Genomic DNA, 25,747 nt, shown 5'->3' with positions numbered 1-25,747 from the left:
AACAAAGGAGCGTGCGTCAATGGCAATCAAAGCTTTCGTCACTGGAGGAACAGGATTTATCGGTGCTCATGTTGTGCGATCGCTACTTGAAGCAGGATACTCCGTGCGAGCTCTGGTGCGCCCTACTAGCCAACTCGATAACCTCCAGGGTCTAGATATAGAAGTCGTTATCGGTGACTTAAACGATCCAGGCTTGTGCCAACTGATGCAGGGATGTCAGGTATTATTTCATGTCGCTGCCCATTATTCCCTGTGGCAAGCGGATCGAGATTTACTCTATCGTAACAATGTCGAGGGAACCCGTAATGTGCTACAAAGTGCTGCTCAAGCTGGGATTGAACGCACTGTTTACACCAGTTCAGTAGCGGCTATTGGTGTGGGTAAACCTGGGGAAATTGTGGATGAAACCCATCAGAGTCCTGTCGAGAAATTGGTGGGTGACTATAAAAAATCTAAGTTTTTTGCTGAACGGGAAGCGATCAAGGCAGCTGAATCTGGTCAAGATGTGGTGATTGTTAATCCTAGCGCTCCCATTGGTCCAATGGATATTAAGCCAACTCCTACCGGAGAAATTATTGTGCGCTTCTTACAGCAAAACATGCCATTTTATTTGGATACGGGATTAAATTTTATTGATGTGCGGGATGTGGCTCAGGGTCACCTGTTGGCGTTGGACCGGGGGAAAAAAGGCGATCGCTATATTTTAGGTAACCAAAATCTATCCTTCAAATCCTTATTGGAGCAACTTGCAGAAATTACTGGATTGAGTGCGCCTCAAAAAACTGTTCCGGTCTGGCTACCGCTGAGTATGGCTTGGATTGATGAGTGCGTGTTGACTGCTTTCGGGAAAACCCCTTCTATACCGCTCAATGGGGTGCGGATGGCACAACACCCAATGTATTACGATTGCTCGAAAGCAGTTAGAGAGTTAGGGTTACCCCAATCTTCCATTAGGAAAGCCCTGAAGGATGCTGTTGATTGGTTTAGTTGACACTCCCCGCCCTATAAGAGCGGGGATTCTTAGTTCTACGACACGCCTTAAAATTAGCTATCCGAAAGGCAATACTTAAGCCAAGTATCCGTTCCAAAGAACCAAATACCGAGATTAACTTAACTAATCCCAGTGGGCTTGTCTCCCTAAGCGTTTGGATACGTTTCCGTGTGCCCCACGGTACGCTGATTATTGAAAGTTGACTTTACTGGTTGTTCGGTATCTGTTAGGATCCATGCGTTTTGTCGAGGTTTTTCGCGCCTCGTGTACTAGCATCGCTTTACGTCGTTGGGGAGTTTGGCAGTACCGACGAATCCTGCCTGTGCTAGGCTACATTCTCATTGTACATTATTTCTGGAAAAGTCGCCCGCTTATGGGCGTTCGCCTAGGGTGGCCAAAGGCCCGGCTTGAGACCAACTTTTTTGGTCACAACTGCGTCAAAGTCTAGGATTTAAAACAATTCACCAACAGTATTATTAAGGCGTTGCTTAATAATGGAATGATTTTAAGAGTGAGGTGGAATAGGCATCTTGCCTGTCCCTTGATCTCTTGGGGCGGGCAGGATGCCCACTCTACTCCTATTCATTCAAAGATTCACGAACAGTATTATTATTTTATCGGCGAAGTTGATCATAGTTCAAGCTGTAGGGTAATCAGGATTACCCTCCATGATTAGCGTTGATTATATGGTGTGAGGACAATTATGGCAATTCAATTACAACAAGCTCTTGATGTCGGAAAGTATATTGTGACCCAGCGTCTTTTGGGTCGTAAACGCTTTCCCCTGGTGCTGATGTTGGAACCTCTGTTCCGCTGTAATCTAGCTTGTTCCGGTTGTGGCAAAATCCAGCATCCTAAAGAAATACTTAAGCGCCACCTAACTCCTGAAGAGTGCTTTGCTGCGGTAAAAGAGTGTGGTGTTCCTGTGGTTTCTATTCCGGGGGGAGAACCTTTGCTTCATCCACAAATTGACGAAATTGTCAAGGGGTTGGTGGCATGGCGAAAGTATGTCTATCTCTGTACTAATGGGTTGTTGTTAGAGAAGTGTCTGGATAAGTTCCAACCTTCCCCTTACCTGACTTTCAGCGTTCACTTGGATGGCTTACGGGAACGGCATGATCAGTGTGTGGACCGTCAGGGGGTATTTGATAAGGTGGTGCAGGCAATTCGAGCGGCTAAAGCTAGGGGATTTCGTGTGACTACTAACACGACGGTGTTTGAGGGAACTGATCCTAAGGAAATCCAGGAGTTCTTTGATTTCCTGGCCATGTTAGGTATTGACGGCATGATGGTTTCTCCTGGATATAGTTATGAATGGGCACCCGATCAGGAGCATTTCCTGAAGCGGGAACAGACTAAGGCGATGTTCCGGGAAATTTTAGCGCCTTTCAAGGCTGGGAATAAAATCTGGAATTTTAACCATAATCCTTTATTTTTGGATTTCCTGATCGGGGAGAAAGATTATGAGTGTACCCCTTGGGGAAGTCCTAGTTACAGTGTTTTGGGGTGGCAAAAGCCTTGCTATTTGTTAAATGAAGGGCATTATTCCACTTTTAAGGAATTGCTGGAGGAAACGAATTGGGATCAGTATGGTCGCGCTAGTGGTAATCCTAAGTGTTCCGATTGTATGGTCCATTGTGGGTATGAGCCGACGGCGGCTATGGATGCGTTTCAGCCCCAGAATATGGTTCGTGCTATGGGTAGTGTGTTAGGAGGGGTTTAAGCTAAAACACATTTTAAATGCTTTTTAGCAAGGCAAAAGGCAAAAGGCAAAAGGGGACTGGGATCTATTTCATTAAACCTGACTAATTTCCTAGACCATAAAGCTGGCGCTAGTTCCTAGCTCTAAGTGGTGATGGATTGCTAAGCCTGGCAGGATAGACAAGGTCAACTTGAGCACAATACACACAATACAATCAATGCGATCGCATTAATCTTAGGTTTAGAATAAATGCGATCGCATTAATCTGAGCTTTCTGTCTGATTCTTGATTAAATAGACCTTGAAATCAACCTCAAGGTCATAATGCCTGTAGCGATAATGCTTATCCAGGCTTTATAGCACTACCCATTAAAGTTAGGACATTGATACAAGCTGAAAACCTTCTGTAGTAAACTTTTGCCTCTTGCCTCTTGCCTCTTGCCTTGGGCGTAGCGCTATACTTAAAGCCCTACAAAGATTCTACGCAGATGGAACCACCGAGAGCTCTGGTATCCTCAGGACGGATTTTGCAACCATAACCTGGACCATCCATGGAAGCACTATCGTGTAAACGCATGATGTGCCAAGTGCCCACCTGAGGGTTGTTGCAGAGTGTATTTTTGAAAAAATTGGGTAATCGCGCCCCGTCCTTATAGGACGGCTTTATTTTTCAGCTAAAACTTGACAGTTTTCACAGAGCGTGTTATGATTATATGATAAATAAGAAACTAAAAAGCAAGATAAATACTATCTAAAAATAAGTAGGCAACGTAAAAAATATGTATCAGATGCATATTGCGTAATTTGGTCTAGCGATGCAGCGCGGTCTTGGGGGTTTCCCCCATGAGCGACTGCATCAAGACAACGACTTAAACGTCTATGAAAAAAATTAGATTAAAAAAGTATCTATCTATATAAAAAAAAAGCGATGCAGCGCGGTCTTGGGGGTTCCCCCCATGAGCGACTGCATCAAGACAAGGTACGGTGGGGCACACCGAAACCTGGGTCATAGACCCTCTACGCTTGGGGAGAGGAGACCTCTATTTTTCCTGGCTCCGGCCTGGTTGAACAAGTCATCTCGTTGAATCAAGAATCCCCGTCCTTCCAGGGCGGGGAGTGTCAATGCATCTGAATAGGTAGCGAGGGTGTAGCCATCGGGACAGTAGCCATCTTTATTAGTAATTGTGGCGTTCAGTTGCTTGCATACTGCATTCCCCAACCCTCGAGAATCCTCGCCACGAACTTTGCAGTCGTAGCCAGAACCATCCATGGAGCCACCATCAGCAAGGCGAGCGATAGACCACGTACCCAAAGTGTTGCAGATTTCGCTTCGATTTTTCACAGCTTCATCTACAGTTACGTAGATATAACCTTCAGGGCATGTTTCCCCTGCAACCTCTTCAAAGCCGGGGGCAGCGATGGCAGATTATTGTACGTTAAATGCCATACAAATTAAAGCAAGGCAAAGGGCTAAGCCTAGTGCTTTGATTTTACTTAACCTTGTTTTCTCTTAGGTTCAATTCAATTGAGTTTCGAGCTTAGTAGGTCGCTTTTTTTAGCCTTTAGCTTCAACTCAGGCTCTACTCTAACCAAACTCTCTGGAAAAAGCCAAACTCTATCTAATTGATATAGTTTTCTTATGCCAAGATAATTTTGCTTAAGTAATTCTTATCCAAAGTCTTGTATTTCTCTCACACCAAACTCTCTGGAAAAAGCAAAATTATAATTGATATAGTTTTCTTATGCGAAGATGATTTTGATCAATTAATTCTTATCAAGAGTATTTTATTTTTGTCATGTGGATAGCAAAGAAAGCAATTTGTCAAGCCCTCTTGCTAAGACATCACGGTCGTGCTCCCATCACCTGTGGGCTTGATATCCTACGACTAATCCCTCTCAATTTAATAGACAGAAATCATCAATTATCAAGCAATTATTACATTACCGACAATCCAAGGACGAAAGCTCCTAACTTCTAGTTGCGGTGCGACCCCGCGCTTTTTCAAAGCTAAGGGTGAACGCGCACCAAGAGATGGGGATGAGGACGAGGGAATTTATTTCCTAAATAGCCAGGTAGGGTTGACAATCCCAAGACTAATCGATAAACTAGTAAGCACGAAAATTAGACAATAATATCTTCAGTATAAGTATACAAGGTAAAAATTAACTAAAAAAAGGGTGTGTGCGTAATCCAATAAGCCTGATTTGAAGGTCTATGGAATCTCGAAGGGTAAAAACTTTTATACTCATTGTCTGATTAAGTAAAATCAAGATACAAAATCAAGATACGGTGTGCCCCACCGGAATCTATACTATTAATTAGTCTGAACGCGCTTATAAGATTTGACCCCTACAATCCTTGATAAAAATTACCGGATTGCCAGTCGGGTCGTAGATTCAATAATTCCCCAGTTTATAACGGTGGATAGTGTCAATTTACAGGGTGTACTATTTGGCACTTATTTCGGGTTTATCCCTAACTTTTGAATATTAATTAAAATCCGTCTCTACAAATCAGCAGGACAAAAGCTCAGAATCGATCACCAAAAATTCGGATCTAGTTAACGTTTTTCCTATAAATTACCAGTTATTTACTGTCCTATAGTTAACCAAAAATGACGATTGCCAAAACCGGCTCTGGACTCAATTCAAGTATATACAATCTACTTGAGGCCAGGGCACAGAAAAATCCCCAAGACATAGCCATTGTTGCTGCCGGTCAGTCTGCCCTCACCTACAGTCGTTTGTTTGATGCTGTCACCGATGTGGGAAGCAAATTAAATGCAATGGGTGTAGGTCGTAACGACCGAGTGGCGATCGCATTACCCAACGGCCCAGAAATGGCTGTAGCTTTTTTGGCCATCGCCTCTTGTGCCACCTGTGCCCCTCTCAATCCTGGTTATCGCCAATCGGAATACGATTTTTATCTATCCGATCTTGATGCTAAAGCCCTGATTTTTCAGTCAGGAGTTGCCGAACCTGCCCTAGAGGTGGCTCAAAAAAGAGGTATCCCCCTAGTCGAACTTACCCCCATCCCAGAAGCAGCAGGTATTTTCCAGCTTACAGGTGGGGATGGGAAAAGTCCAGCCATGGCTGGCATCGCTCAACCCGAAGATGTGGCTTTAGTGCTGCATACTTCTGGGACTACCTCCCGCCCTAAAATGGTGCCGCTGACAGGCAAAAACCTCTGCACCTCAGCCCAAAATATTGGCGTGGCTTTGAATTTAGTCGAGAGCGATCGCTGTCTGAACGTGATGCCCCTCTTCCACATTCACGGACTGATCGGGGCTTTACTTTCATCCGTTAGTGCAGGAGCCAGTGTGGTTTGTACTCCCGGTTTTGACGGGCCCAAATTCTTTGACTGGTTAGTAGAATTTCATCCCACCTGGTATTCAGCCGTACCCACCATGCACCAAGGGATTCTAGCCAGAGTCACAGAAAATCGCCAGATCATTTCCCAATGCCCAATTCGCTTGATTCGGTCTTCATCTGCTCCCTTGCCACCCCAGGTCATGGCTTCCTTAGAAGCAGAATTCAACGCCCCGGTGATCGAATCCTATGGCATGACCGAAGCTTCCCATCAGATGGCCAGTAATCCCCTGCCCCCTAAAACCCGCAAACCCGGTTCGGTGGGAGTCCCCGCAGGACCGGAAGTCGCGATTATGGATGAACAGGGCAACTTACTACCAGTTGGTGAGGTAGGAGAAGTCGTGATCCGGGGTGAGAATGTCACTTGTGGCTATCACAACAATCCTGATGCCAACCAAAGTGCTTTTACCAACGGCTGGTTTCGCACCGGAGACCTGGGTTATTTAGATCGGGACAACTATCTTTTCCTCAAAGGTCGGATTAAAGAAATTATCAATCGTGGGGGCGAGAAAATTTCCCCGCGAGAAGTAGATGAAGTGCTTTTAGACCATCCAGCGATCGCCCAGGTTGTCACTTTTGCCACACCCCATACTTTATTAGGGGAAGATGTTGCTGTTGCGGTGGTCTTGCAGGAAGGAGCATCAGTAACAGAGCAAGAAATTAAAGAGTTTGCTGCTACTCGATTGGCTGATTTTAAAGTTCCGCGTGTGGTAGTTTTTATCGATGAAATTCCCAAAGGCCCCACTGGCAAACGGCAACGGATAGGTTTAGCACAAAAATTAGGCTTAACTGCTTCCGACCCGACAATGCCAAGGGCAGACTATGCTCCACCAAAGACGCCAATACAAGCAGAGTTGGTACAAATTTGGTCGGAGATTTTAGGAGTAGATTGGGTTGGCATTTATGACCACTTCTTCCAATTAGGAGGAGATTCTATTTTGGCGACAAGAATCGTCAATCATGTCAGAAAAGTCACTAAGGTTGAATTATCGTTTCTCTTCTTTTTTCAGGAACCTACTCTGGCGAGAATGGCAGATTTAATTGCTGAACAGCAGGCGAAAATAGTTGAGGATACCGAGATATCTGCCATGTTAGACCAACTAGAGTCTCTGTCGGATGAAGAAGCCGAAAATCTGCTGAATAATCAATATTAAATAATTAAAATTTAACTATTTATATTAACTATTAATTTAGCTTTTTTAGACATAATAATGGTAGCCAATAACTCCAGGAGCTTACAAGAACAATTGAAACAAAGAGACATCTTTCCCTTTATAGGAGTTTACGAGGTTTTTTCCGCCTCAATCGCCGCCAAATATTACGACGGTATATTGATCAGCGGTTTTAGTTTTGCGGCCAGTTTTTATGGGTTACCAGATATTGGATTTATTGCCTGGTCTGATATTATTGCTTTTGTTCAAAGGATAAAAACTGTCCTTCCCCATGCCTATATTCTCGTCGATATTGATGATGGCTATGTCGATCCTGAAGTGGCTTGTCATGTCGTTACTATGTTGGAGTCCATCGGGGCAGCTGGGGTAATTATTGAAGACCAAAAACGACCGAGAAGATGCGGTCATTTTGATGGTAAACTTTTGATGGATTTAGATGAGTTTATCGATAAACTAAAAAAAAAATTTGCAACTCGCAAAGAGTTATTTGTAGTGGCGCGAACCGATGCCAGCGAACTCGATGAAATTATCAGAAGAGCTCAGGCATTTGCGGAAGTGGGTGCTGATGCGATCTTGGCTGATGGTATCAAGGATTTAGAGGTAATCAGAACTTTAAAGACTAAAGTAGATAAACCATTAGTCTTTAATCAAATAGCTGGAGGAAAATCTCCAGCTTGCAGTCTCACAGAACTGAAGGATGCAGGGGTTTCTCTGGTGAACTACAGTACCCCTTGTTTGTTTACGGCGCAAGAGGGAATTGAACGGTACATGCAATCCCTGAAAGAAAAAGATGGATTATTACTAAAACAACAAGTGGGTGTGCCTGAATGTACTGCTCTTTTGCAGGAAAATCTGGCTTTGATAAATAAAGGCTAACAACTACTTTTCAGGGTGTATTTCATAGTTTTGGTAAAAATAGTTTTCTTACTACTGATGAGTGATATTAATAAACGAATTGCTAAACTTTCACCAGCTAAACGGAAATTACTAGAGCATAAACTCAAACAAAAGCTCAAAAATACTAACTGCCAACCGACAATTACTCCAATAGAAAATCTACAGTCAATCCCTCTGTCCTTTTCTGAGGAACGGATGTGGATATTAGATCGGTTAGAACCGGGAAATCCCGCTTACAATCGTCCTACAAATATTCGCCTCACAGGTTCCCTGAAGGTAAATGCATTAGAAAGAGCGATTAACGAAATCGTGGGTCGCCATGAAGTGTTTCGCACCAGTTTTCCCGCAGTAGATGGCCAACCAATACAGGCGATCGCTCCCAGTTTGACTGTAAAGTTGCTAATCATAGAATTGAGTCATTTACCGAGCAACGAACAAGAAATAGAGGTCGAACGCATCGCCGTTGAGGAAGCACAACAGAGATTCGACTTATCTAAATTACCCCTAATTCAAGCCAAGTTACTGCGACTGAGTGAGGAAGAAAATATCTTGCTCCTGACGATACACCATATTATTTTTGATGGTTGGTCAGCGGGAGTTTTGCTCAAAGAACTCGCAGTACATTATGAAGCTTTTGCTACTGGAAAGTCATCACCTCTTCCACCACTACCGATTCAATATGCCGACTTTGCCATTTGGCAGCGACAGCGACTGCAAGGGGAAAGGTTAGAGTCTCAGCTTGCCTATTGGAAAAAACAATTAGGGGGCAGTTTGCCAGTGCTGGAGTTACCCACAGATCGACCGCGAAGGCCGGTGCAAACTTTCCAGGGAGCTAAGCAAAATTTATTGTTACCCCAAAACCTGAGTAACTCTCTCAAGGAACTGAGTCTGAGGGCAGGGGTGACGCTGTTTATGACCTTGTTAGCGGCTTTCCAAATATTACTTTATCGCTATACGGGTGAGGAAGATATTATAGTTGGAACTCTGATAGCAGGTCGCGATCCCATAGAAATAGAACAACTAATTGGTGTCTTTATAAACACCTTAGTCTTACGTACTCAACTAAATGGCAACTTCACTTTTTTAGAATTGTTGGCTCAGGTGCGCGAGGTAGCTTTAGGAGCATATGCTCACCAGGATATTCCCTTCGAGAAGTTGGTGGAAGAATTGCAACCAGAGCGAGACTTAAGTCATACTTCCATATTTCAGGTGTTATTCCAACTGAGAAATTTACCAAGTCAGGTAGTAGAAGTACAAGGTTTAAGAATAGACAATTGCCAATTGGAAACAGGGATGGCAATGGTTGACCTAGCTTTGGAGATAGAGGAGCAACCAACAGGGTTATCTTGCGTGTTTAAATATAACAGTGATCTGTTCGACGCTATTACCATCGAGCGGATGGCAGGTCATTTCCAAGTCTTGCTAGAGGGAATAGTTGCTAATCCTCAACAACAGGTTTCTCAATTACCTCTGCTCAGTGAAGCCCAACAGCTTACCTGTGTTCTTATTGGACAAGAAAATTTCCTCATCCCCTGTGCAAAAAAATTGCTGGAGCGTGGTCATGCCATTACTGGAATTGTAGCAGCCGGTCAGGTGATTCATAACTGGGCCAAGGAACGAGAAATTCCTTGCATATCTTTTAATCAGAACCTGGTTGACTTTTTAAGTCAAGTTCCTTTTGACTATCTTTTTAGTATTTATAATCTTAAAATATTGCCAGCAGAAATTTTGAATCTCCCATCTAGGGGTGCGATTAATTTGCATAATGCCCTACTTCCCAAGTATGGAGGACTTTATGCCACTTCCTGGGCTATTTTTAATGGCGAAAACGTCCATGGCTTGACGTGGCACTGGATGACTCAGGGAATTGATGAAGGTGATATTATCAAGCAAATAAAATTACCAATATTAGAGTCTGAAACTGCTTTTACGTTGAATATCAAATGCTATGATGCAGCACTTGAGTCCTTTCCCGAACTCATTGATGCCTTAGCATTTGACCGAATTGAAGCTCAGCCTCAGAATCGGGAACAACGCCTTTACTTTAATGCGGTGCAACGTCCAACTCCTGGCTGTGTCGTTGACTGGAACTGGACTGCACAAGCTATTGATGCTTTGATTCGTTCTCTCGATTTTGGCGCTTATCGAAATCCCTTCGGACTACCCAAACTTTATGTCGCTGGAAATTTTTACCTGATTACCCACTTAGAAATTAGTAGCGAGGTTTCTCAAGCACCCCCCGGAACACTGGTAGAGATTGAAAGGGACTATTTGCAAATTTCGACTGCTTCTCAAGATGTGATTGTGCGATCGCTCCAAACTCTGGAGGGACAAGATTTAAGTTTAAAAGACTGGGCTGCACAACTTAATTTGCAAGTCGGTTATTACTTGGAGCCACTGTCAGTAGTAGAAAATCAGCAAGTAGAGGAAATTGAAGCTTCTTGCTTGAGACATGAAGCCTTTTGGGTAAAGCAACTTTCTACCTGGGAACCCCTTGATTTACCGATTCCGGAACAGTCTCGAACCCTTGAGGCTGCTTTATATAAACGACAAAGGCTGTTATTTGAACCACCGGAAGTCCTTGATAAATTCCTATCTCAGACATCAATTGACTGCAATCCACAAGACTTTTTGTTGACTGCTTTTGTTGCCTATTTGGCTCGTATCAATCAAAGCACATGTTTTGATATTGGTCTTGAAACTTCGACAGTTTATCCACTGTCAGCCAGCCTAAATAAACTTTTTACAAGTGTTATACCTTGTCACCTAGAAATTGATATTGAACAAACCATCGCCACAATTTTTGTTCTAGTCAAACAAGAGTTCAATCGAGCTAAGTGTCGCCAAACTTTTCATCGGGATATTGTAAGTCGTTATCCTCAGCTTACTACCTTACAACATTTTTCCATTGAGCAGCACTTACCCATTGCTGTGCATTTGACTGAGACATTAGCGGATTACCCCATAAATACCAGTATTATAAATGATCATCAGAAATTTGTATTAGTCATCGCTCAGAACGGTTCTTGTGCTTGTTTCTATAATAATAAAAACTATAGTGATCTGGCTATTGAGAACCTTTGGCGATCGTTCACTGTATTCTTAGAGGGAATAGTTGCCAATCCTCAACAGCAAATTTACCAATTACCTTTGCTCACAGAACGCGAACGGAATCAGTTATTAGTTGAATGGAACGATACAGCAACAGATTATCCCCAAGATAAGTGTATTCATCAGTTATTTGAAGAGCAAGTAGAACTAACCCCCGATGCAGTAGCAGTAGTATTTGAAGATAATCAATTGACGTATCGCCAGTTAAATAACCGAGCCAATCAATTAGCCCATTATTTGCGATCAAGAGGAGTAGGGGCCGAAGTTTTGGTGGGGATTTGTGTAGAGCGTTCCCTTGAGATGGTGGTGGGATTATTGGGGATACTCAAAGCGGGTGGGGCTTATGTTCCCATTGACGCAGATTATCCAAGGGAGCGCATTGCTTATATGATTTCAGATTCTCAGATTCGTTTACTTTTGGCGAATGAGAAATCACGCGCTCTACTGCCAGAATGCTCGGCGCAGATTGTTTGCTTAGATAAAGATTGGCAAATCATTTCTGAGTGTAGCAAGGAAAATCCCGCTAACCAAGCTAAATCCTCTTCTTTGGCTTACGTAATCTACACTTCTGGGTCTACGGGGAGACCAAAAGGGGTGGAAATCGAGCATCAATCTTTGACCAACTTTGCGCAAGCGTCCCGCACTGAGTACGGAATAAACAAGAGCGATCGCGTTCTTCAATTTGCTTCGATTAGCTTTGATGCAGCAGCGGCAGAAATTTATCCCTGCTTGTTATCTGGGGGGACTCTGGTTTTGCGAACCGAGCCAATGTTAAGTTCTGTATCGACATTTTGGCAAACCTGTCGGCAGTGGGACATAACAGTATTGGATTTGCCTACAGCATACTGGCACCACATGATGACTGAATTAGAGACAGCAGTCAAGGGAGTGTTTCCTGAGTCAGTACGCTTAGTCATTATTGGGGGAGAACGAGCGCTTCCCGGGTTGGTGAAGAATTGGCAAAAGCTTATGGAGGAAGTTCCTCAACTGGTTAACAGTTACGGACCAACCGAAGCAACAGTGGTGACAGCGCTCCACAAAATAAGGGCATCAGATACTATACAGCAAGAGGTACCAATTGGACGTGCTATTGCTAACCTCCAAACCTACATCTTAGACCGCCATCTTCAACCTCTCCCGATCGGGGTTCCTGGTGAACTATATATTGGTGGCGTACAGTTGGCACGTGGCTATCTTAACCGTCCAGAACTGACACAAGAGAAATTCATCCCTAGTCCATTTAGTAAAGAACCAGGTTCTCGTCTCTACAAAACAGGTGACTTAGCCCGCTATCTCCGTGATGGCAACATCGAATTCCTTGGTCGCATCGACAACCAAGTCAAAATTCGTGGCTTCCGCATCGAACTCCCAGAAATTGAAGCCACACTGACTGAAAATCCCCAAGTCAAAGAAGCTGTGGTGATTGCCCGAGAAGATATTCCAGGAGATAAACAGCTGGTTGCTTATTTTGTTTCTGGGGAAACTGTTCCCACCAAGAGCAAATTGCGTTCTTTCCTCAAGGAAAAGCTACCAGACTACATGGTGCCCAGTGCCTTTGTCACCTTAGAGTCTCTACCGTTAACCCCCAATGGTAAAATTGATCGAAAAGCATTACCAGCACCAGATATAGAGGTCGCGAGTGAAACCACTTTTGTTCCCCCCAACACTCCCACAGAAGAACTGCTAGCGGCAATTTGGAGTCAAATTTTAGGAATAGAAAAAATCGGCATTCATGACAACTTTTTTGAATTGGGAGGACATTCTCTCAAAGCTACTCAAGTCATCTCTCGGATACAAGAAACCTTTTCACTGGAATTTCCCCTGCGCCATCTATTTGAATCCCCTACCATCAGGAAACTAGCTAAAGTCATAAAAACAACTGGTCAAACGGCCTGGCCAGCAGCAGAAATTACCCCGAGACCAGCAGAAGCAAAATTAGCCTTATCCTTTGCTCAAGAAAGACTATGGTTTCTCAATAAACTCGAAGGAGAAAGTCCTACTTACAATATCACCAGTGCTTGGCTGCTGAGCGGCAATTTATCCCTGACCTGTGTTGAACAAGCTTTCAACGAAATTGTTCGCCGTCACGAAATTATACGGACAAGGTTTACTACCGAAAACGGAGTTCCGATTCAGGTAATTACCGCAGCGAAACCGATAAAAATTGCCGTTGAAGACTTACAACAAATATCACAAACAGAAACTACCACCGAAGTTGAGCGGCGGGTATTAGAAGAAGCACAAACTCCGTTTAACTTAGCCACAGACTCCTTAGTGCGCGTCAAAATCTGGCGACTAGGTTCTCAATCCCATGTGTTAATGTTGACCATGCACCACATCGTCTTCGATGGTTGGTCAATGGGAGTATTCTGGCGAGAGTTATCGGTACTGTATCAAGCCTTCAGTAATGGTGAACATTCCCCATTAGCACCATTGCCAATTCAATATGCCGACTTTGCACTTTGGCAGCGAGAGTGGTTTAAGGGAAACCTGCTCGAAACCCAACTCAACTATTGGAAGCAACAATTAAAAGGAGCGCCACCCCGATTAGAATTGCCCTATGACCGTCCCCGTCCACCAATTGAGACCTTCCGGGGGAGTAGAGAGTCCTTTAAACTTTCTACCGAACTGACCCATAAACTGTATAATCTCAGTCAAAAATCCGGCTGTACCCTATTTATGACTTTGTTAGCAGCTTGGAGCAGTTTACTCTATCGTTACAGTGGACAGTCAGATATCCTAGTGGGAACGCCCATTGCTAACCGTAACCGTCGGGAAATCGAACCGTTAATTGGTTTTTTTGTCAATACTTTAGTACTGCGAACTCAATTCCCAGAAAATATCGGTTTTGCTGAGGTATTGAAGAGGGTTCGCCAAACCGCAATAGAAGCCTATGGTCATCAGGACTTACCATTTGAGAAGTTAGTACAGGAATTACAACTGCAACGCTCTTTGAGTCATAATCCCTTGTTCCAGGTGATGTTTGCTTTACAAAATGCGACCATGGGAACCATCGAAATTCCGGGGCTGACTTGCAGTCAGCTAGAAACGGAAAGTGTTGTCGCCAAATTCGATTTAAGCTTGTCAATGAAGGAAACATCGGTCGGTCTTCAAGGCGAATGGATATACAATAGCGACCTATTTGATGGGACAACCATTCGTCGTTGGATTGAACATTTCCAAGTCTTGCTAGAGGGAATAGTTGCCAATCCCCAACAGCCGGTTTCCCAATTACCTTTGCTCACAGAACCCGAACGGCATCAGTTATTAGTTGAATGGAACAATACCGCCACAGATTATCCCCAAGATAAGTGTATTCATCAGTTATTTGAAGAGCAAGTAGAACGAACTCCGGATGCAGTAGCGGTGGTGTTTGAAGACCAACAATTCACCTACCGCCAGTTAAATAGTCGGGCGAATCAACTAGCGCATTATTTGCGTTCAACCGGAGTAAAACCCGAAGTATTGGTGGGGATTTGTGTAGAGCGTTCCCTTGAGATGGTGGTGGGATTATTGGGGATACTCAAAGCGGGTGGTGCTTATGTTCCCATTGACCCAGATTATCCAAGGGAGCGTATTGCTTATATATTAGAGGATAGTCAGGTATCTATTCTAGTAACACAAAAGCATTTAATTGAACAAATCCCCAAAATAGTACCACGAATTGTTTGTTTAGATAGTACAGATATTCTGTATACCTGTAAAAATAATATTAATGCAAAATTAAACGCTGAAAATTTAGCCTACCTTATTTACACATCAGGTTCTACAGGTAAACCAAAAGGCGTAGCAGTTGAACATAAAGGTGTTGTTAATTATTTGCATTTTCGTAACTTCACAATGTTCAAGAAAAATGAACTAAGTGTGGTATTTTTAACAACTTCGATTAGCTTTGATGCTAGTGTTCCTCAAATTTTCTCACCATTATCAATAGGAGGTAAAGTTATTGTACTCAATAATATTGATCAATTATCTACATGGCTCAGCAAGGATAAAGTTACTTGCCTAAGTACAGTTCCCTCATTATTAGAACAATTAATCAAGAATGAAAGCTTACCTAGCAGTCTTAGGGTGATTGCATTGGGTGGAGAATCGGTCACCAAAAATTTATTACAACAATTAGCACAATATCAAAATGTTGAAAAAGTCATCAATATGTACGGGCCTACAGAAGCTAGTATCTGTGCCTGTACTGGAATAATTGGTTAAAATAAGAGGTAATAAACTCTCATGTTAGATTGCATTGTAATTGGAGCCGGACCAGGAGGTCTAGTTTGTACAAAAGAATTAATCGAGCAAGGTCTGAGGGAAGTTGTTTGTTTAGAGCAAGCTTCTGATGTCGGGGGCGTTTTTGTCAATGCTTACGAGAATTTAGTGTTGACTTCCTCTGCCACGATGAGTATGTTTTCAGATTTCTGGATCGGCGATGGAAAACAGCACGCCTTCTGGACTAAAAAAGAAGCAGTTGAGTATTGGAAGAGGTACGCGAAACATTTTGGCGTTTTTGAACGCATCCGTTTCAACTCCAAAGTAGTGAATGTGGTTTCGCAAGAGGGTGAAGGTGTTAAGGTTCAACTAGCATCTGGAGAAACTTTGCACTCAAGACGGGTGGCACTCGCAATTGGGAATAATGCTATCCCCAACTATCCAGCTTGGAAAAACTTATTAACTGATGTTGAGTACTTACATTCCAAAGAGTACCGTAACGCTCAAAGTATGTCAGGCAAGAACGTGTTAGCAGTCGGAGGAGGCGAGTCTGGCTCGGATATAGCACTAGAAGTATCCCGCGTAGCCAACAAATGTTGGGTGAGCCTTCGTAACACTACAGGCTGGATAGTACCCCGCAGGAGGGGCATATACGCCAGTGATATTTCCACCCATCGGGGCGTATGGGGCCTTCCTCGCGATTATGGAGCAACTTTGAGCAATCTGATTTATAAAGCCGAGTTGAGCCAGAAAGATCCAGTTCATAATACGATAGTCGAACTCAATAAGAAGATTAAGGCTAACAGGGGAATCTGGGGAATCTTTGGAACCAAAAATATATCATTACCCAAGGCTATCGTGCATCACGGGTGTAAAGTTGTTGGTGAAATAGTGAAGCTGGAAGATGGAGGGAAGACATTACATACGGCATACGGAGAAACCCTAAGAAATATTGATGCCGTTATATTTTCTACTGGCTACAAAAACTATGTCTCCTTCCTTCCACAGGAACTCAAGGAAACCGATCCCCGCAGTCTTTACAAACATATGTTTCATTCCAAGTATCGGGACAAGATCGTTTGGATTGGTTGGGCACGCCCTGGCTTCGGAAGCCAGTTTCCCATTATGGAAATGCAGGCGCGGTTTTTTGCACTGATTTGCAAAGGGGAACGAACCCTTCCCGATCCCGCTGAAATGGAGAGAGTTACATCTTTAGATAGAGCTGTCTACTTGGAACAATTCCAACATAATGCTCATCGAGTGCGAAGTTTAGTCGATTATCATTGCTACATGGATGACATGGCCAGTTTGATTGGATGTCAACCTCCATTGTGGAAATACTTTTTCTCACACCCCCGCATCTGGCTTACCATGGTATACGGTGCCACCCAGGCTACCCAATTTCGCTTCCAAGGCCCTGGTAAAAAAGAATCCTTAGCGCAAGAGATATTGATGAAACTGCCGCTAAGTAGATTTAACAACTTGGTAAAAGCTGGACTAAAAGGGCGTGTAATTTATACTTTCAAAGCTCTAGTGCCAAAATTTGGTTTTGCTGGTTTTAAAGGTTTCTAAAAATCCTCGTGTCTTGTGGCAACTACTGATGGAGTCTCGAACTAAGTGATTACCTCTTTGTAAGGGTTCAATTAAAAAACGAGACATTCAATAGGCTTCAACATAAATGTTTCAGTTACACCAATAAAAGACTAAACCATCAAAGGTGATTTACAAATGTCCATCAATTATACTCAGGGATTTTCTCTAGGTGATTTTCCTAAGATTAGGCTAAACGCTAAGACCTATTTTTTTTGCCAAAAAGTACTATTAGCGTCAAACGTCAATTTTCAAAATTAAATTTAATTGATTATAGTTAAGTTTTTTATATTGTAAATAGTTTACTATATTTAATAATAAAATTATGTCTAATCAATCCTCTGAAAATCCTTGGAAAAAATATCATAAATTTTGGGATTATTTGGGTGCGCCATTACGTCCAAGCGATCAAGATATAGATTTTATAAAAATAGAACTTTTACCTAGACTAAATTCAATATCTCCAGAATTAAAACACGTGGTTATATTAGGGGTAACCCCAGAACTTGCTACTCTTCCTTGGTCTGAAAATACTACAATTTCAGCAATTGATAACTCTCCTGATATGATTCGCCAAGTTTGGCCTGAAAAAAAAGTACCAAGAGGAAGAGCGATTCTTGGCAATTGGCTTGAACTTCCTTTAGCAGATCATTCATCTGATGTTGTCTTGGGAGACGGTTGTTTTACTTTACTTGACTATTGTGATGGATATCAAAAAATGTTATCAGAAATTTTAAGGGTGCTTAAACCAGAAGGATTATTCGCTATCAGGTTTTTCTTACGTCCATCTCAGCCTGAAAGTGTGACAACAATATTTGAGGAACTTAGGGCTAAATCTATTGGTAATTTTAACGTTTTTAAGTGGCGTTTAGCAATGGCTTTGCAAAAAAATGTTGAAGAGGGAATTCCGGTGAATAATGTTTGGAAATTCTGGAAACAAGAAGTTCCCGAGCCCAACAAGCTTTTAGATGATTTGAATTGGCCTATTGAGGTACTATCGACAATAGATATTTATGAAAATTCTCTTAGTGTTTACACTTTTCCTAGTTTAAATGAAGTTAGAAAAATATTTGCCTCTCAATTCATAGAATTATTTTGCTATTTTCCATATTATGAGCTAGGAGAACGTTGTCCGACTATGATATTTAAACCTAAAAAATAATATGAAAGTTATCTCAATTGGTAAACCGATCGCCAACACACAAATCTACATCCTAGATAATCATCTTCAACCGGTTCCCATTGGTATTCCCGGAGAACTGCATATAGGGGGTGCTGGATTAGCCCGAGGCTATCTCAATCGTCCGAAACTAACCCAAGAGAAATTCATCCCCAACCCCTTTAGCAAGGAACCGGGTTCTCGCCTCTACAAAACTGGGGATTTTGCCTGTTATCTCCCTGATGGCAACATCAAATTTCTCGGTCGCATCGACAACCAAGTCAAAATTCGTGGCTTCCGTATCGAACTCGATGAAATTGAAGCCACACTGACTGAAAATCCCCAAGTCAAAGAAGCGGTGGTGATTGCTCGAGAAGATATTCCAGGAGATAAACACCTGGTTGCTTATATCGTGACTGGGGAAACAGTTCCCACCAAGAGCGAATTACGTTCTTTCCTCAAGCAAAAGCTACCAGACTACATGGTGCCCAGTGCCTTTGTCACCTTAGAGTCTTTACCGTTAACCCCCAATGGCAAAATTGACCGTCGTGGGTTGCCAGCACCAGATATTTCCCAAGCTAGTGAAACCACTTTTGTCCCCCCCAACACTCCCACAGAAGAACTGCTAGGGGCAATTTGGAGTCAAATTTTAGGAATAGAAAAAATCGGCATTCACAACAACTTCTTTGAATTGGGAGGACATTCTCTCAAAGCCACTCAAGTGATTTCTCAAATACGCCAAGTCTTCAGCATAGATTTACCCCTAAAAACTCTATTTGAACAACCGACGGTGGCTCAACTAAGCGATCGCATTGACACAATTAATTGGGCATCACAACAGTCACAGACTTTTGTGGGGGATATCACAGACAATTATCAGGAGGGAAGACTATGAAAACAATTGAGGCATTTTTATCTGACCTGCGCCGAAAACACATCAACCTGTGGCTTGATGATGACAACCTATGGTATAAAGCTCCTCCCAACACCCTCACCCCCTCCCTGCTCAAAGAATTAAAAGAGCGCAAAGCTGAAATAGTGGCGTTTTTAGATAACGCCAAGACCGCCACGGGTGGCAATCTTTCTCCTATATTACCCGCCCCACGAGACCAAGACCTGATCCTATCATTTGCCCAAGAAAGACTCTGGTTTCTTAATCAACTCGAAGGAAAAAGCCCTACTTACAATATCACCAGTGCTTGGCGACTAGAAGGAAATTTATCACTGAGGTCTTTAGAACAAGCCCTCAACGAAATCCTTCGCCGTCATGAAATTCTGCGGACAACCTTCCCAAGGGAAAATGGAGTTCCGATTCAGGTAATAGCATCTACCATGCCAACTGCCCTATCCCTGATCGACCTACAACAGTTGCCAGAGGCAGAACGGGATGCACAAGTCCAGAACCTAGTCAAACAAGAAGCTCAAAAACCCTTTGATTTAGAAAGCGGTTCCCTACTGCGGGTAAGTTTACTACAACTGGGTTCCCAATGCCATGTCTTAATATTGACCATGCACCACATCGTCTTCGATGGTTGGTCAATGGGAGTATTCTGGCGAGAGTTATCGGCACTGTATCAAGCCTTCAGTGATGGTGAACATTCCCCATTAGCACCATTGCCAATTCAATATGCTGACTTTGCACTTTGGCAGCGAGAGTGGTTTAAGGGAAACCTGCTCGAAACCCAACTCAACTATTGGAAGCAACAATTAAAAGGAGCGCCACCCCGATTAGAATTGCCCTATGACCGTCCCCGTCCACCAATTGAGACATTCCGGGGGGGTAGAGAGTCCTTTAAACTTTCTGCCGAACTGACCCAAAAACTGTATAATCTCAGTCAAAAATCCGGCTGTACCCTATTTATGACTTTGTTAGCAGCTTGGAGCAGTTTACTCTATCGTTACAGTGGACAGTCAGATATCCTAGTGGGAACGCCGATTGCTAACCGTAACCGTCGGGAAATCGAGTCATTAATTGGCTTTTTTGTCAATACTTTAGTACTGCGAACTCAATTCCGAGAAAATCTCAGTTTTGCTGAGGTATTGAAGAGGGTTCGCCAAACCGCAATAGAAGCCTATGGTCATCAGGACTTACCATTTGAGAAGTTAGTACAGGAATTACAACTGCAACGCTCTTTGAGTCATAATCCCTTGTTCCAGGTGATGTTTGCTTTACAAAATGCGACCATGGGAACCATGGAAATTCCGGGGCTGACTTGCAGTCGGCTAGAAACGGAAAGTGTTGTCGCCAAATTCGATTTAAGCTTGTCAATGAAGGAAACATCGGTCGGTCTTCAAGGCAAATGGATATACAATAGCGACCTATTTGATGGGACAACCATTCGTCGTTGGATTGAACATTTCCAAGTCTTGCTAGAGGCAATAGTTGCCAATCCCCAACAGCCGGTTACGCAATTACCTTTGCTCACAGAACGCGAACGGCATCAGTTATTAGTTGCATGGAACAATACAGCCACAGATTATCCCCAAGATAAGTGTATTCATCAGTTATTTGAAGAACAAGTAGAACTCACTCCCGATGCAGTAGCAGTAGTGTTTGAAAATGAGCAATTGACCTACCGCCAGTTAAATAACCGGGCGAATCAACTAGCACATTATTTGCGTTCAACAGGAGTAGCACCCGAAGTATTAGTAGGTATTTGTGTGGAACGTTCCCTTGAGATGGTGGTGGGGTTATTGGGGATTATCAAAGCGGGTGGGGCTTATGTTCCCATTGACCCAGATTATCCTACTGAGCGTATTGCTTATATGCTCAAAGATTCGGGAGTATCAGTACTGTTAACTCAAAAAAAACTAGTAGCTAGATTACCAGAACATCAAGGGCAAATTATTTGTTTAGATACTGACTTGGAGGTAGTCACTCAACAAAGTGACTTAAATCCCAACTTTACTGCTCACGGAGACAACTTGGCTTATGTCATCTACACTTCTGGATCAACAGGAAAGCCTAAAGGTGTAGCAATGAAGCATTTTGCTCTCAGGAATCTGATCAACTGGCAACGGTCACACACAACAGTTGCAAACCGGGCAAAAACCCTGCAATTTGCACCAATTAGTTTTGATGTCTCCTTTCAAGAAATGTTCTCCACTTGGTGTGCAGGGGGAACTTTGGTTTTAATCGAAGAGGAATTGCGACGAGAGCCAGTGGCTCTGCTAAATTTGCTCGCAAAAAAACAAGTGGAAAGACTGTTTTTGCCTTTTGTGGCTTTACAGCAGCTAGCAGAAACCGCTCAGAGTCAAGGATCAATTTATCATTATCTGCGGGAAGTAATTACAGCGGGGGAACAGTTGAAAATTACACCAGCCATTGCTAGTTTTTTCTCCCAGCTAAAAGATTGTACTTTCCATAATCATTATGGACCATCAGAAACTCATGTAGTAACAGCATTTACTTTAACGGGTTCTACTAAAAATTGGTCCGCACTGCCGCCAATTGGTACTCCCATTGCCAACACCCAAACCTATATCCTAGACCAACATCTCCAACCTGTCCCCATTGGTATTCCCGGTGAATTGCATATCGGGGGTGCAGGTTTAGCCCGTGGTTACCTCAACCGTCCGAAACTAACCCAAGAGAAATTCATCCCCAACCCTTTTAGTAATCAAGCGGGTTCTCGCCTCTACAAAACAGGTGACTTAGCCCGTTATCTCCCCGATGGCAACATCGAATTTCTCGGTCGCATCGACAACCAAGTCAAAATTCGTGGCTTCCGCATCGAACTCTCAGAAATTGAAGCAACTCTAATTCAACACCCTGAAATCCAAGAAGCTGTAGTCATAGTAAGGGAGGTTTTACCTGGTGACAAACGCCTAGTAGCCTACGTTGTTTCTCCAGTGGAAAACATCGACATTCTCACCACCAACCTGCGGGGCTTTCTCAAACAGAAATTACCCCAATACATGATACCCAATGCCTTTGTAGTATTAGATGCTTTGCCTCTAACACCCAACGGCAAAGTAGATCGGCGTGGCCTACCGGCACCGGATACTTCCAGGCAGTCGGGAGCCGAAACCTTTGTGGCACCCAGAGATTCTTTAGAACTCCAACTAGCCCAAATCTGGTCACAAGTTCTCGGTATCCAACCCATAGGAGTAACAGATAACTTCTTTGAGTTGGGCGGTCACTCCTTGCTGGCAGTGCGCTTAGTTGCAGAAATAGAAAAAGTCACTCAGACAAAACTGCCGTTGGCCGCCTTGTTTCAATTTACAACCATTGAGGAAATTGCCAGTCTTCTCAAACTTGGAGTTGTAGCAGATAACCCTAACCCTAATCTATCTCCCGAGTTGTTACCACTGGATACAGATGACCTTCGCCCCTTGTTAACTATTGTAGCTGGTCGAGAAGGAGCGCGACCTCGACCGGATTCTCTCATGGTTGCTATCCGTCCCACAGGGGTGAAGCCACCGCTGTTTTACTGCGCTAATAGTGTCGGGGAAATATCTCCCCTTGCCCGCTATCTAGGTGAGGAGCAACCAGTTTATTTGCTAGAATCAGGTTATGTAGTTTTGATACAAAAACACAAACAAACAGAGGCTAATATTAAAGCGATCGCTGCTAGTCATGTTCGCGATATCCTGGAGGTATATCCAACTGGACCGATACTGTTAACAGGATATTCTTTGGGAAAGTTAGTAGCTTATGAAGTCGCAAAGCAACTACAAGAGCGCGGAAAGAAAGTGGCTTTTCTAGCTATATTAGATACTTCGGGTTCAGGACAGATGTATCGCTACTATCTGCAAAAAATACAGCCGGATATGATCAGAATGGAACTTCAGTTATTACGTGGTTTGTGGCTGCGTTTTGCTCGAAAGTTAGGCTCGTTTCTCTGGGAATTAAAAGACCATTTAACAGCACAAAAGTCTATGTCGTCTTTGGAAGGGCATAAAGGAGAGTATCTTATGCAAGGCTACTCGGGTAAAATTACACTCTTCGTTACTCGGGTTGCTCGTGATCACCGTCACCACATTAAAATTCAGCGTTGGCTGTTTCCGTTAATGGGTTGGGAGGAACACGTTGTCGATCTAATCAGAGTTCCCGGCGACCACCATAGTATGCGAACCGAACCTCATGTGCGGGTGTTAGCAAACAGGTTAAAGACTTGCATTGATCAGGCTTTGGCTGCTGAAGGTGATGGTTAGGAATCTTTAGTTGACAAGCAGCAGTTACAGTGGTAAGTAAAACCTTACAGTTTACCTAAAATTTAAATCCTAATAAATTCCAAGAATTTAGGAGCCAGATAAATAGCCATGCCGCTAGCATACTCAAAAAATAATACCCTCGTCTAATCCAAGACCAGTTTTTGTCTCTCCAAGCCAGTAAAGCAATAATTGATACTAGAGTAGTCAAGCCTGTGGTCACAATGGGTAGATAAAGTAACGCAATTATCACAGGGGGCATTCCGAAGAAAAATTCCCAGAAATCTATTGTACTAATAGCTATCCCCATTCCCATCAAAAAGCATAAATTCAACAGACTAATAAGACCAATACTCAACTCCACCAGACGAGTATGTCGTGAAACTAGAGATAAGGTTTTATTTTTGCGGGTAATTAATGGTCTAATTAGCCAAACTAAACATCCCCATAGGAAGATGATCACAGAAAATCCTGCCAGTCCAAGCTGTAAAACAGGAGCTTCATACCAAGGTAATTTTTCATAGCTTAAATGGACATGACTACTCATAGACATACCAGTAATTTTACCCTGACTATCTGGCCGAAAATTTATATACATACTACTGTCAGTAGCGCGAAATAGAAGTGGCTCGACTTCCTCCCATGTACTTCTACCTGGAAATATAGTTAACGTGTGGTCTTTATTAGTTTGAATAATCAACAATTTACCCCATTCTAGCAAAACCATGGCTAGTTTAACCAGGGAGTTTCGAGGATATCGAATGAAGCGATAACCGCCCTTTATTTGTTTATATTGCTGTTCATATTGCTGGTCATACTGCTGGGTACTATCAGCTTCAGTGATAGCTTTAGTAATCGTTTCAGTAGGTGACGAAATGGTTTTCTGTACAGGATAATAACGATCTAAAAACTGTTCAACCAAGTCGTCTCGCAAATTTTCATTAAGAGTGTTACGATTGTAAGCAATATAGAAACCTAACTTTTGTTCTGGGATTAAAAATAGCAGATTAGTATACCCTGACATGCTACCGCCATGCTCAATTATCCGTTGATTATTCACAAAGCGCTCAAAAAAACCATAAGTAGATCCTGCCACTTGAGGAATGTTGGGAAAATTAGTATAGTGTTGGCGGTGCATCTCCTTTACTGTAGTGTCATTCAGGATACGCTCTGTACCATAACGACCTCCCTGTAAATGAGCAATCATAAAGTGAGCCATGTCTTCGGCAGTAGTACTTAACGCTGTAGTAGGAACACTTTTATTACAGGTAAAGGGTTGCTTTATATAATTGCCATTTTTGTACTGATATCCCACAGCTAAATCAGCAGCCAGCTCAGACGGTAATGGTTGCTGAAAACTACTTTGATTCATATTTAAAGGTTGTAGGATAGCTTGGTCAATATAGTCACTGAAAGGAATTCCACCAACTACTTCGACTAAGTAACCTGCCAATGCTAATCCCACATCACTATAAACATATAATTCACCTGGTGGTCGCACTCGCTCTGGTAAATTTTCTGTGAGAAATTTTTCTAAGGATGGCAGCTGAGACTGGCAAAGAGTGGCTCCGCCAATCGCCCAAGCTACATCAAATCCATGAGTATGAGTTAAGAGATGATCAACTGTGATTGGCTTAAATTTATTAGTCTTGATTTGAAATTCCTTAAGATACTGGTTAATATCTTCATCTAGCTTAAGCTTACCTTGCTCGACTAGTTGCATTATTGCCGTAGAGGTAACTAGTTTAGATACAGACCCTACACGAAACAGAGTTTTGTTAGGAATAACCGGTATCTTCTCCTCAAGGTTGGCATAGCCGTAGCCTTTCGAGAAAATAATCTTGTCATCTTTTACTAAGGTAAATACCGCTCCAGGAATATTATTTTCTGTCATTTGATTGACAAAAAAATTGTCACTAAATTCTTCTATATCCTTGAATTTAGTTAGTTTGATATGAGAATCATCGGTTGTAGATACCATCGGCAAATACCGGTTAGATACACTCAAAGATTCATCAGCAAATACAGGAAGTACAGAAACACTAAGAATTAATAGAGCTAAACTTAGTGATTGAATCAGTTTTAATAATTTATTTACTGTTTTTTTCACTAGTTTTAGATTTGGTAAATTTTTGATCAAAGGGAACAGGGAATCGGTAATCGGGAATCGGGAATCGGGAATCGGTAATCGGTAATCGGTAATGGGGAATCGGGAATCGGGAATCGGGAATCGGGAATCGGGAATCGGGAATCGGGAATCGGGAATCGGGAATCGGGAATCGGGAATCGGGAATAGTAAAGCTAAATCTGTTACCTCTTGCCTATTAGCTGTCCCTAATTCAACAGTCAACCAACATTAAACCTTCAACCAACCTTAAACCTTCAACCAACCTTAAA

General features: G+C 42.8%; 10 protein-coding genes and 1 pseudogene. 9 read left to right on the top strand and 2 right to left on the bottom strand.

The features are described from left to right. Positions 1 to 19: 19 nt before the first annotated feature. On the top strand, positions 20 to 991 hold the full coding sequence (gene hpnA, locus BJP34_RS13610) for a hopanoid-associated sugar epimerase (RefSeq protein WP_193431322.1): 972 nt from the start codon (positions 20 to 22) through the stop codon (positions 989 to 991). 703 nt (positions 992 to 1,694) lie between these two features. Next, the gene (hpnH, locus tag BJP34_RS13605) at positions 1,695 to 2,714 is read left to right on the top strand and encodes an adenosyl-hopene transferase HpnH (RefSeq protein WP_070392815.1); all 1,020 of its coding nucleotides are present in this window, start codon (positions 1,695 to 1,697) and stop codon (positions 2,712 to 2,714) included. A gap of 984 nt (positions 2,715 to 3,698) precedes the next feature. Here the strand turns inward: hpnH and BJP34_RS13600 are convergent. Beyond that, positions 3,699 to 4,034 carry a hypothetical protein gene (locus tag BJP34_RS13600; protein WP_149030965.1) on the bottom strand — a complete coding sequence of 112 codons (336 nt, stop codon included), beginning with the start codon at positions 4,032 to 4,034 and terminating at the stop codon, positions 3,699 to 3,701. Positions 4,035 to 5,307: 1,273 nt separating this feature from the next. Here BJP34_RS13600 and BJP34_RS13595 point away from each other — a divergent pair. From BJP34_RS13595 to BJP34_RS13565, 7 genes and pseudogenes are all read left to right on the top strand, one after another. Then, a complete protein-coding gene (locus tag BJP34_RS13595; RefSeq protein WP_070392813.1) occupies positions 5,308 to 7,215 on the top strand; it encodes an AMP-binding protein in 1,908 nt (635 codons plus the stop codon). A gap of 57 nt (positions 7,216 to 7,272) precedes the next feature. After that, positions 7,273 to 8,109 carry an isocitrate lyase/PEP mutase family protein gene (locus BJP34_RS13590; protein ID WP_070392812.1) on the top strand — a complete coding sequence of 279 codons (837 nt, stop codon included), beginning with the start codon at positions 7,273 to 7,275 and terminating at the stop codon, positions 8,107 to 8,109. Positions 8,110 to 8,166: 57 nt separating this feature from the next. Further along, positions 8,167 to 15,450, top strand: a complete 7,284-nt coding sequence (locus tag BJP34_RS47430) for a non-ribosomal peptide synthetase (protein ID WP_070392811.1) — start codon at positions 8,167 to 8,169, stop codon at positions 15,448 to 15,450. 21 nt (positions 15,451 to 15,471) lie between these two features. After that, positions 15,472 to 17,019, top strand: a complete 1,548-nt coding sequence (locus tag BJP34_RS13580) for a flavin-containing monooxygenase (protein WP_070392810.1) — start codon at positions 15,472 to 15,474, stop codon at positions 17,017 to 17,019. A gap of 343 nt (positions 17,020 to 17,362) precedes the next feature. Continuing rightward, a complete protein-coding gene (locus BJP34_RS13575) occupies positions 17,363 to 18,199 on the top strand; it encodes a class I SAM-dependent methyltransferase (RefSeq protein WP_070392809.1) in 837 nt (278 codons plus the stop codon). Positions 18,200 to 18,209: 10 nt separating this feature from the next. Continuing rightward, a pseudogene (locus BJP34_RS13570) lies at positions 18,210 to 19,091 on the top strand (phosphopantetheine-binding protein); the annotation flags it as partial. Next, a complete protein-coding gene (locus BJP34_RS13565; protein WP_070392807.1) occupies positions 19,088 to 23,353 on the top strand; it encodes a non-ribosomal peptide synthetase in 4,266 nt (1,421 codons plus the stop codon). The pseudogene BJP34_RS13570 and the gene BJP34_RS13565, both read left to right, overlap by 4 nt. Positions 23,354 to 23,408: 55 nt before the next feature. Here the strand turns inward: BJP34_RS13565 and BJP34_RS13560 are convergent, their stop codons facing one another. After that, positions 23,409 to 25,700, bottom strand: coding sequence for a serine hydrolase domain-containing protein (locus BJP34_RS13560; protein ID WP_070392806.1), 2,292 nt, complete (start codon positions 25,698 to 25,700; stop codon positions 23,409 to 23,411). Positions 25,701 to 25,747 lie beyond the last annotated feature (47 nt).

Source organism: Moorena producens PAL-8-15-08-1 (assembly GCF_001767235.1).
Lineage (GTDB): Bacteria > Cyanobacteriota > Cyanobacteriia > Cyanobacteriales > Coleofasciculaceae > Moorena > Moorena producens_A.
Note: the sequence above shows the minus strand (reverse complement) of the source record. Positions and strands in the feature narration are given on the sequence as shown.

Excerpts from the sequence above, each read along its gene's own strand:
- BJP34_RS13575 (WP_070392809.1), top strand. The coding sequence starts at position 17,363 with ATGTCTAATCAATCCTCTGAAAATCCTTGGAAAAAATATCATAAATTT.
- BJP34_RS13595 (WP_070392813.1), top strand. The coding sequence starts at position 5,308 with ATGACGATTGCCAAAACCGGCTCTGGACTCAATTCAAGTATATACAAT.
- BJP34_RS13565 (WP_070392807.1), top strand. The coding sequence starts at position 19,088 with ATGAAAACAATTGAGGCATTTTTATCTGACCTGCGCCGAAAACACATC.
- BJP34_RS13580 (WP_070392810.1), top strand. The coding sequence starts at position 15,472 with ATGTTAGATTGCATTGTAATTGGAGCCGGACCAGGAGGTCTAGTTTGT.
- BJP34_RS13590 (WP_070392812.1), top strand. The coding sequence starts at position 7,273 with ATGGTAGCCAATAACTCCAGGAGCTTACAAGAACAATTGAAACAAAGA.
- hpnA (WP_193431322.1), top strand. The coding sequence starts at position 20 with ATGGCAATCAAAGCTTTCGTCACTGGAGGAACAGGATTTATCGGTGCT.
- BJP34_RS47430 (WP_070392811.1), top strand. The coding sequence starts at position 8,167 with ATGAGTGATATTAATAAACGAATTGCTAAACTTTCACCAGCTAAACGG.
- hpnH (WP_070392815.1), top strand. The coding sequence starts at position 1,695 with ATGGCAATTCAATTACAACAAGCTCTTGATGTCGGAAAGTATATTGTG.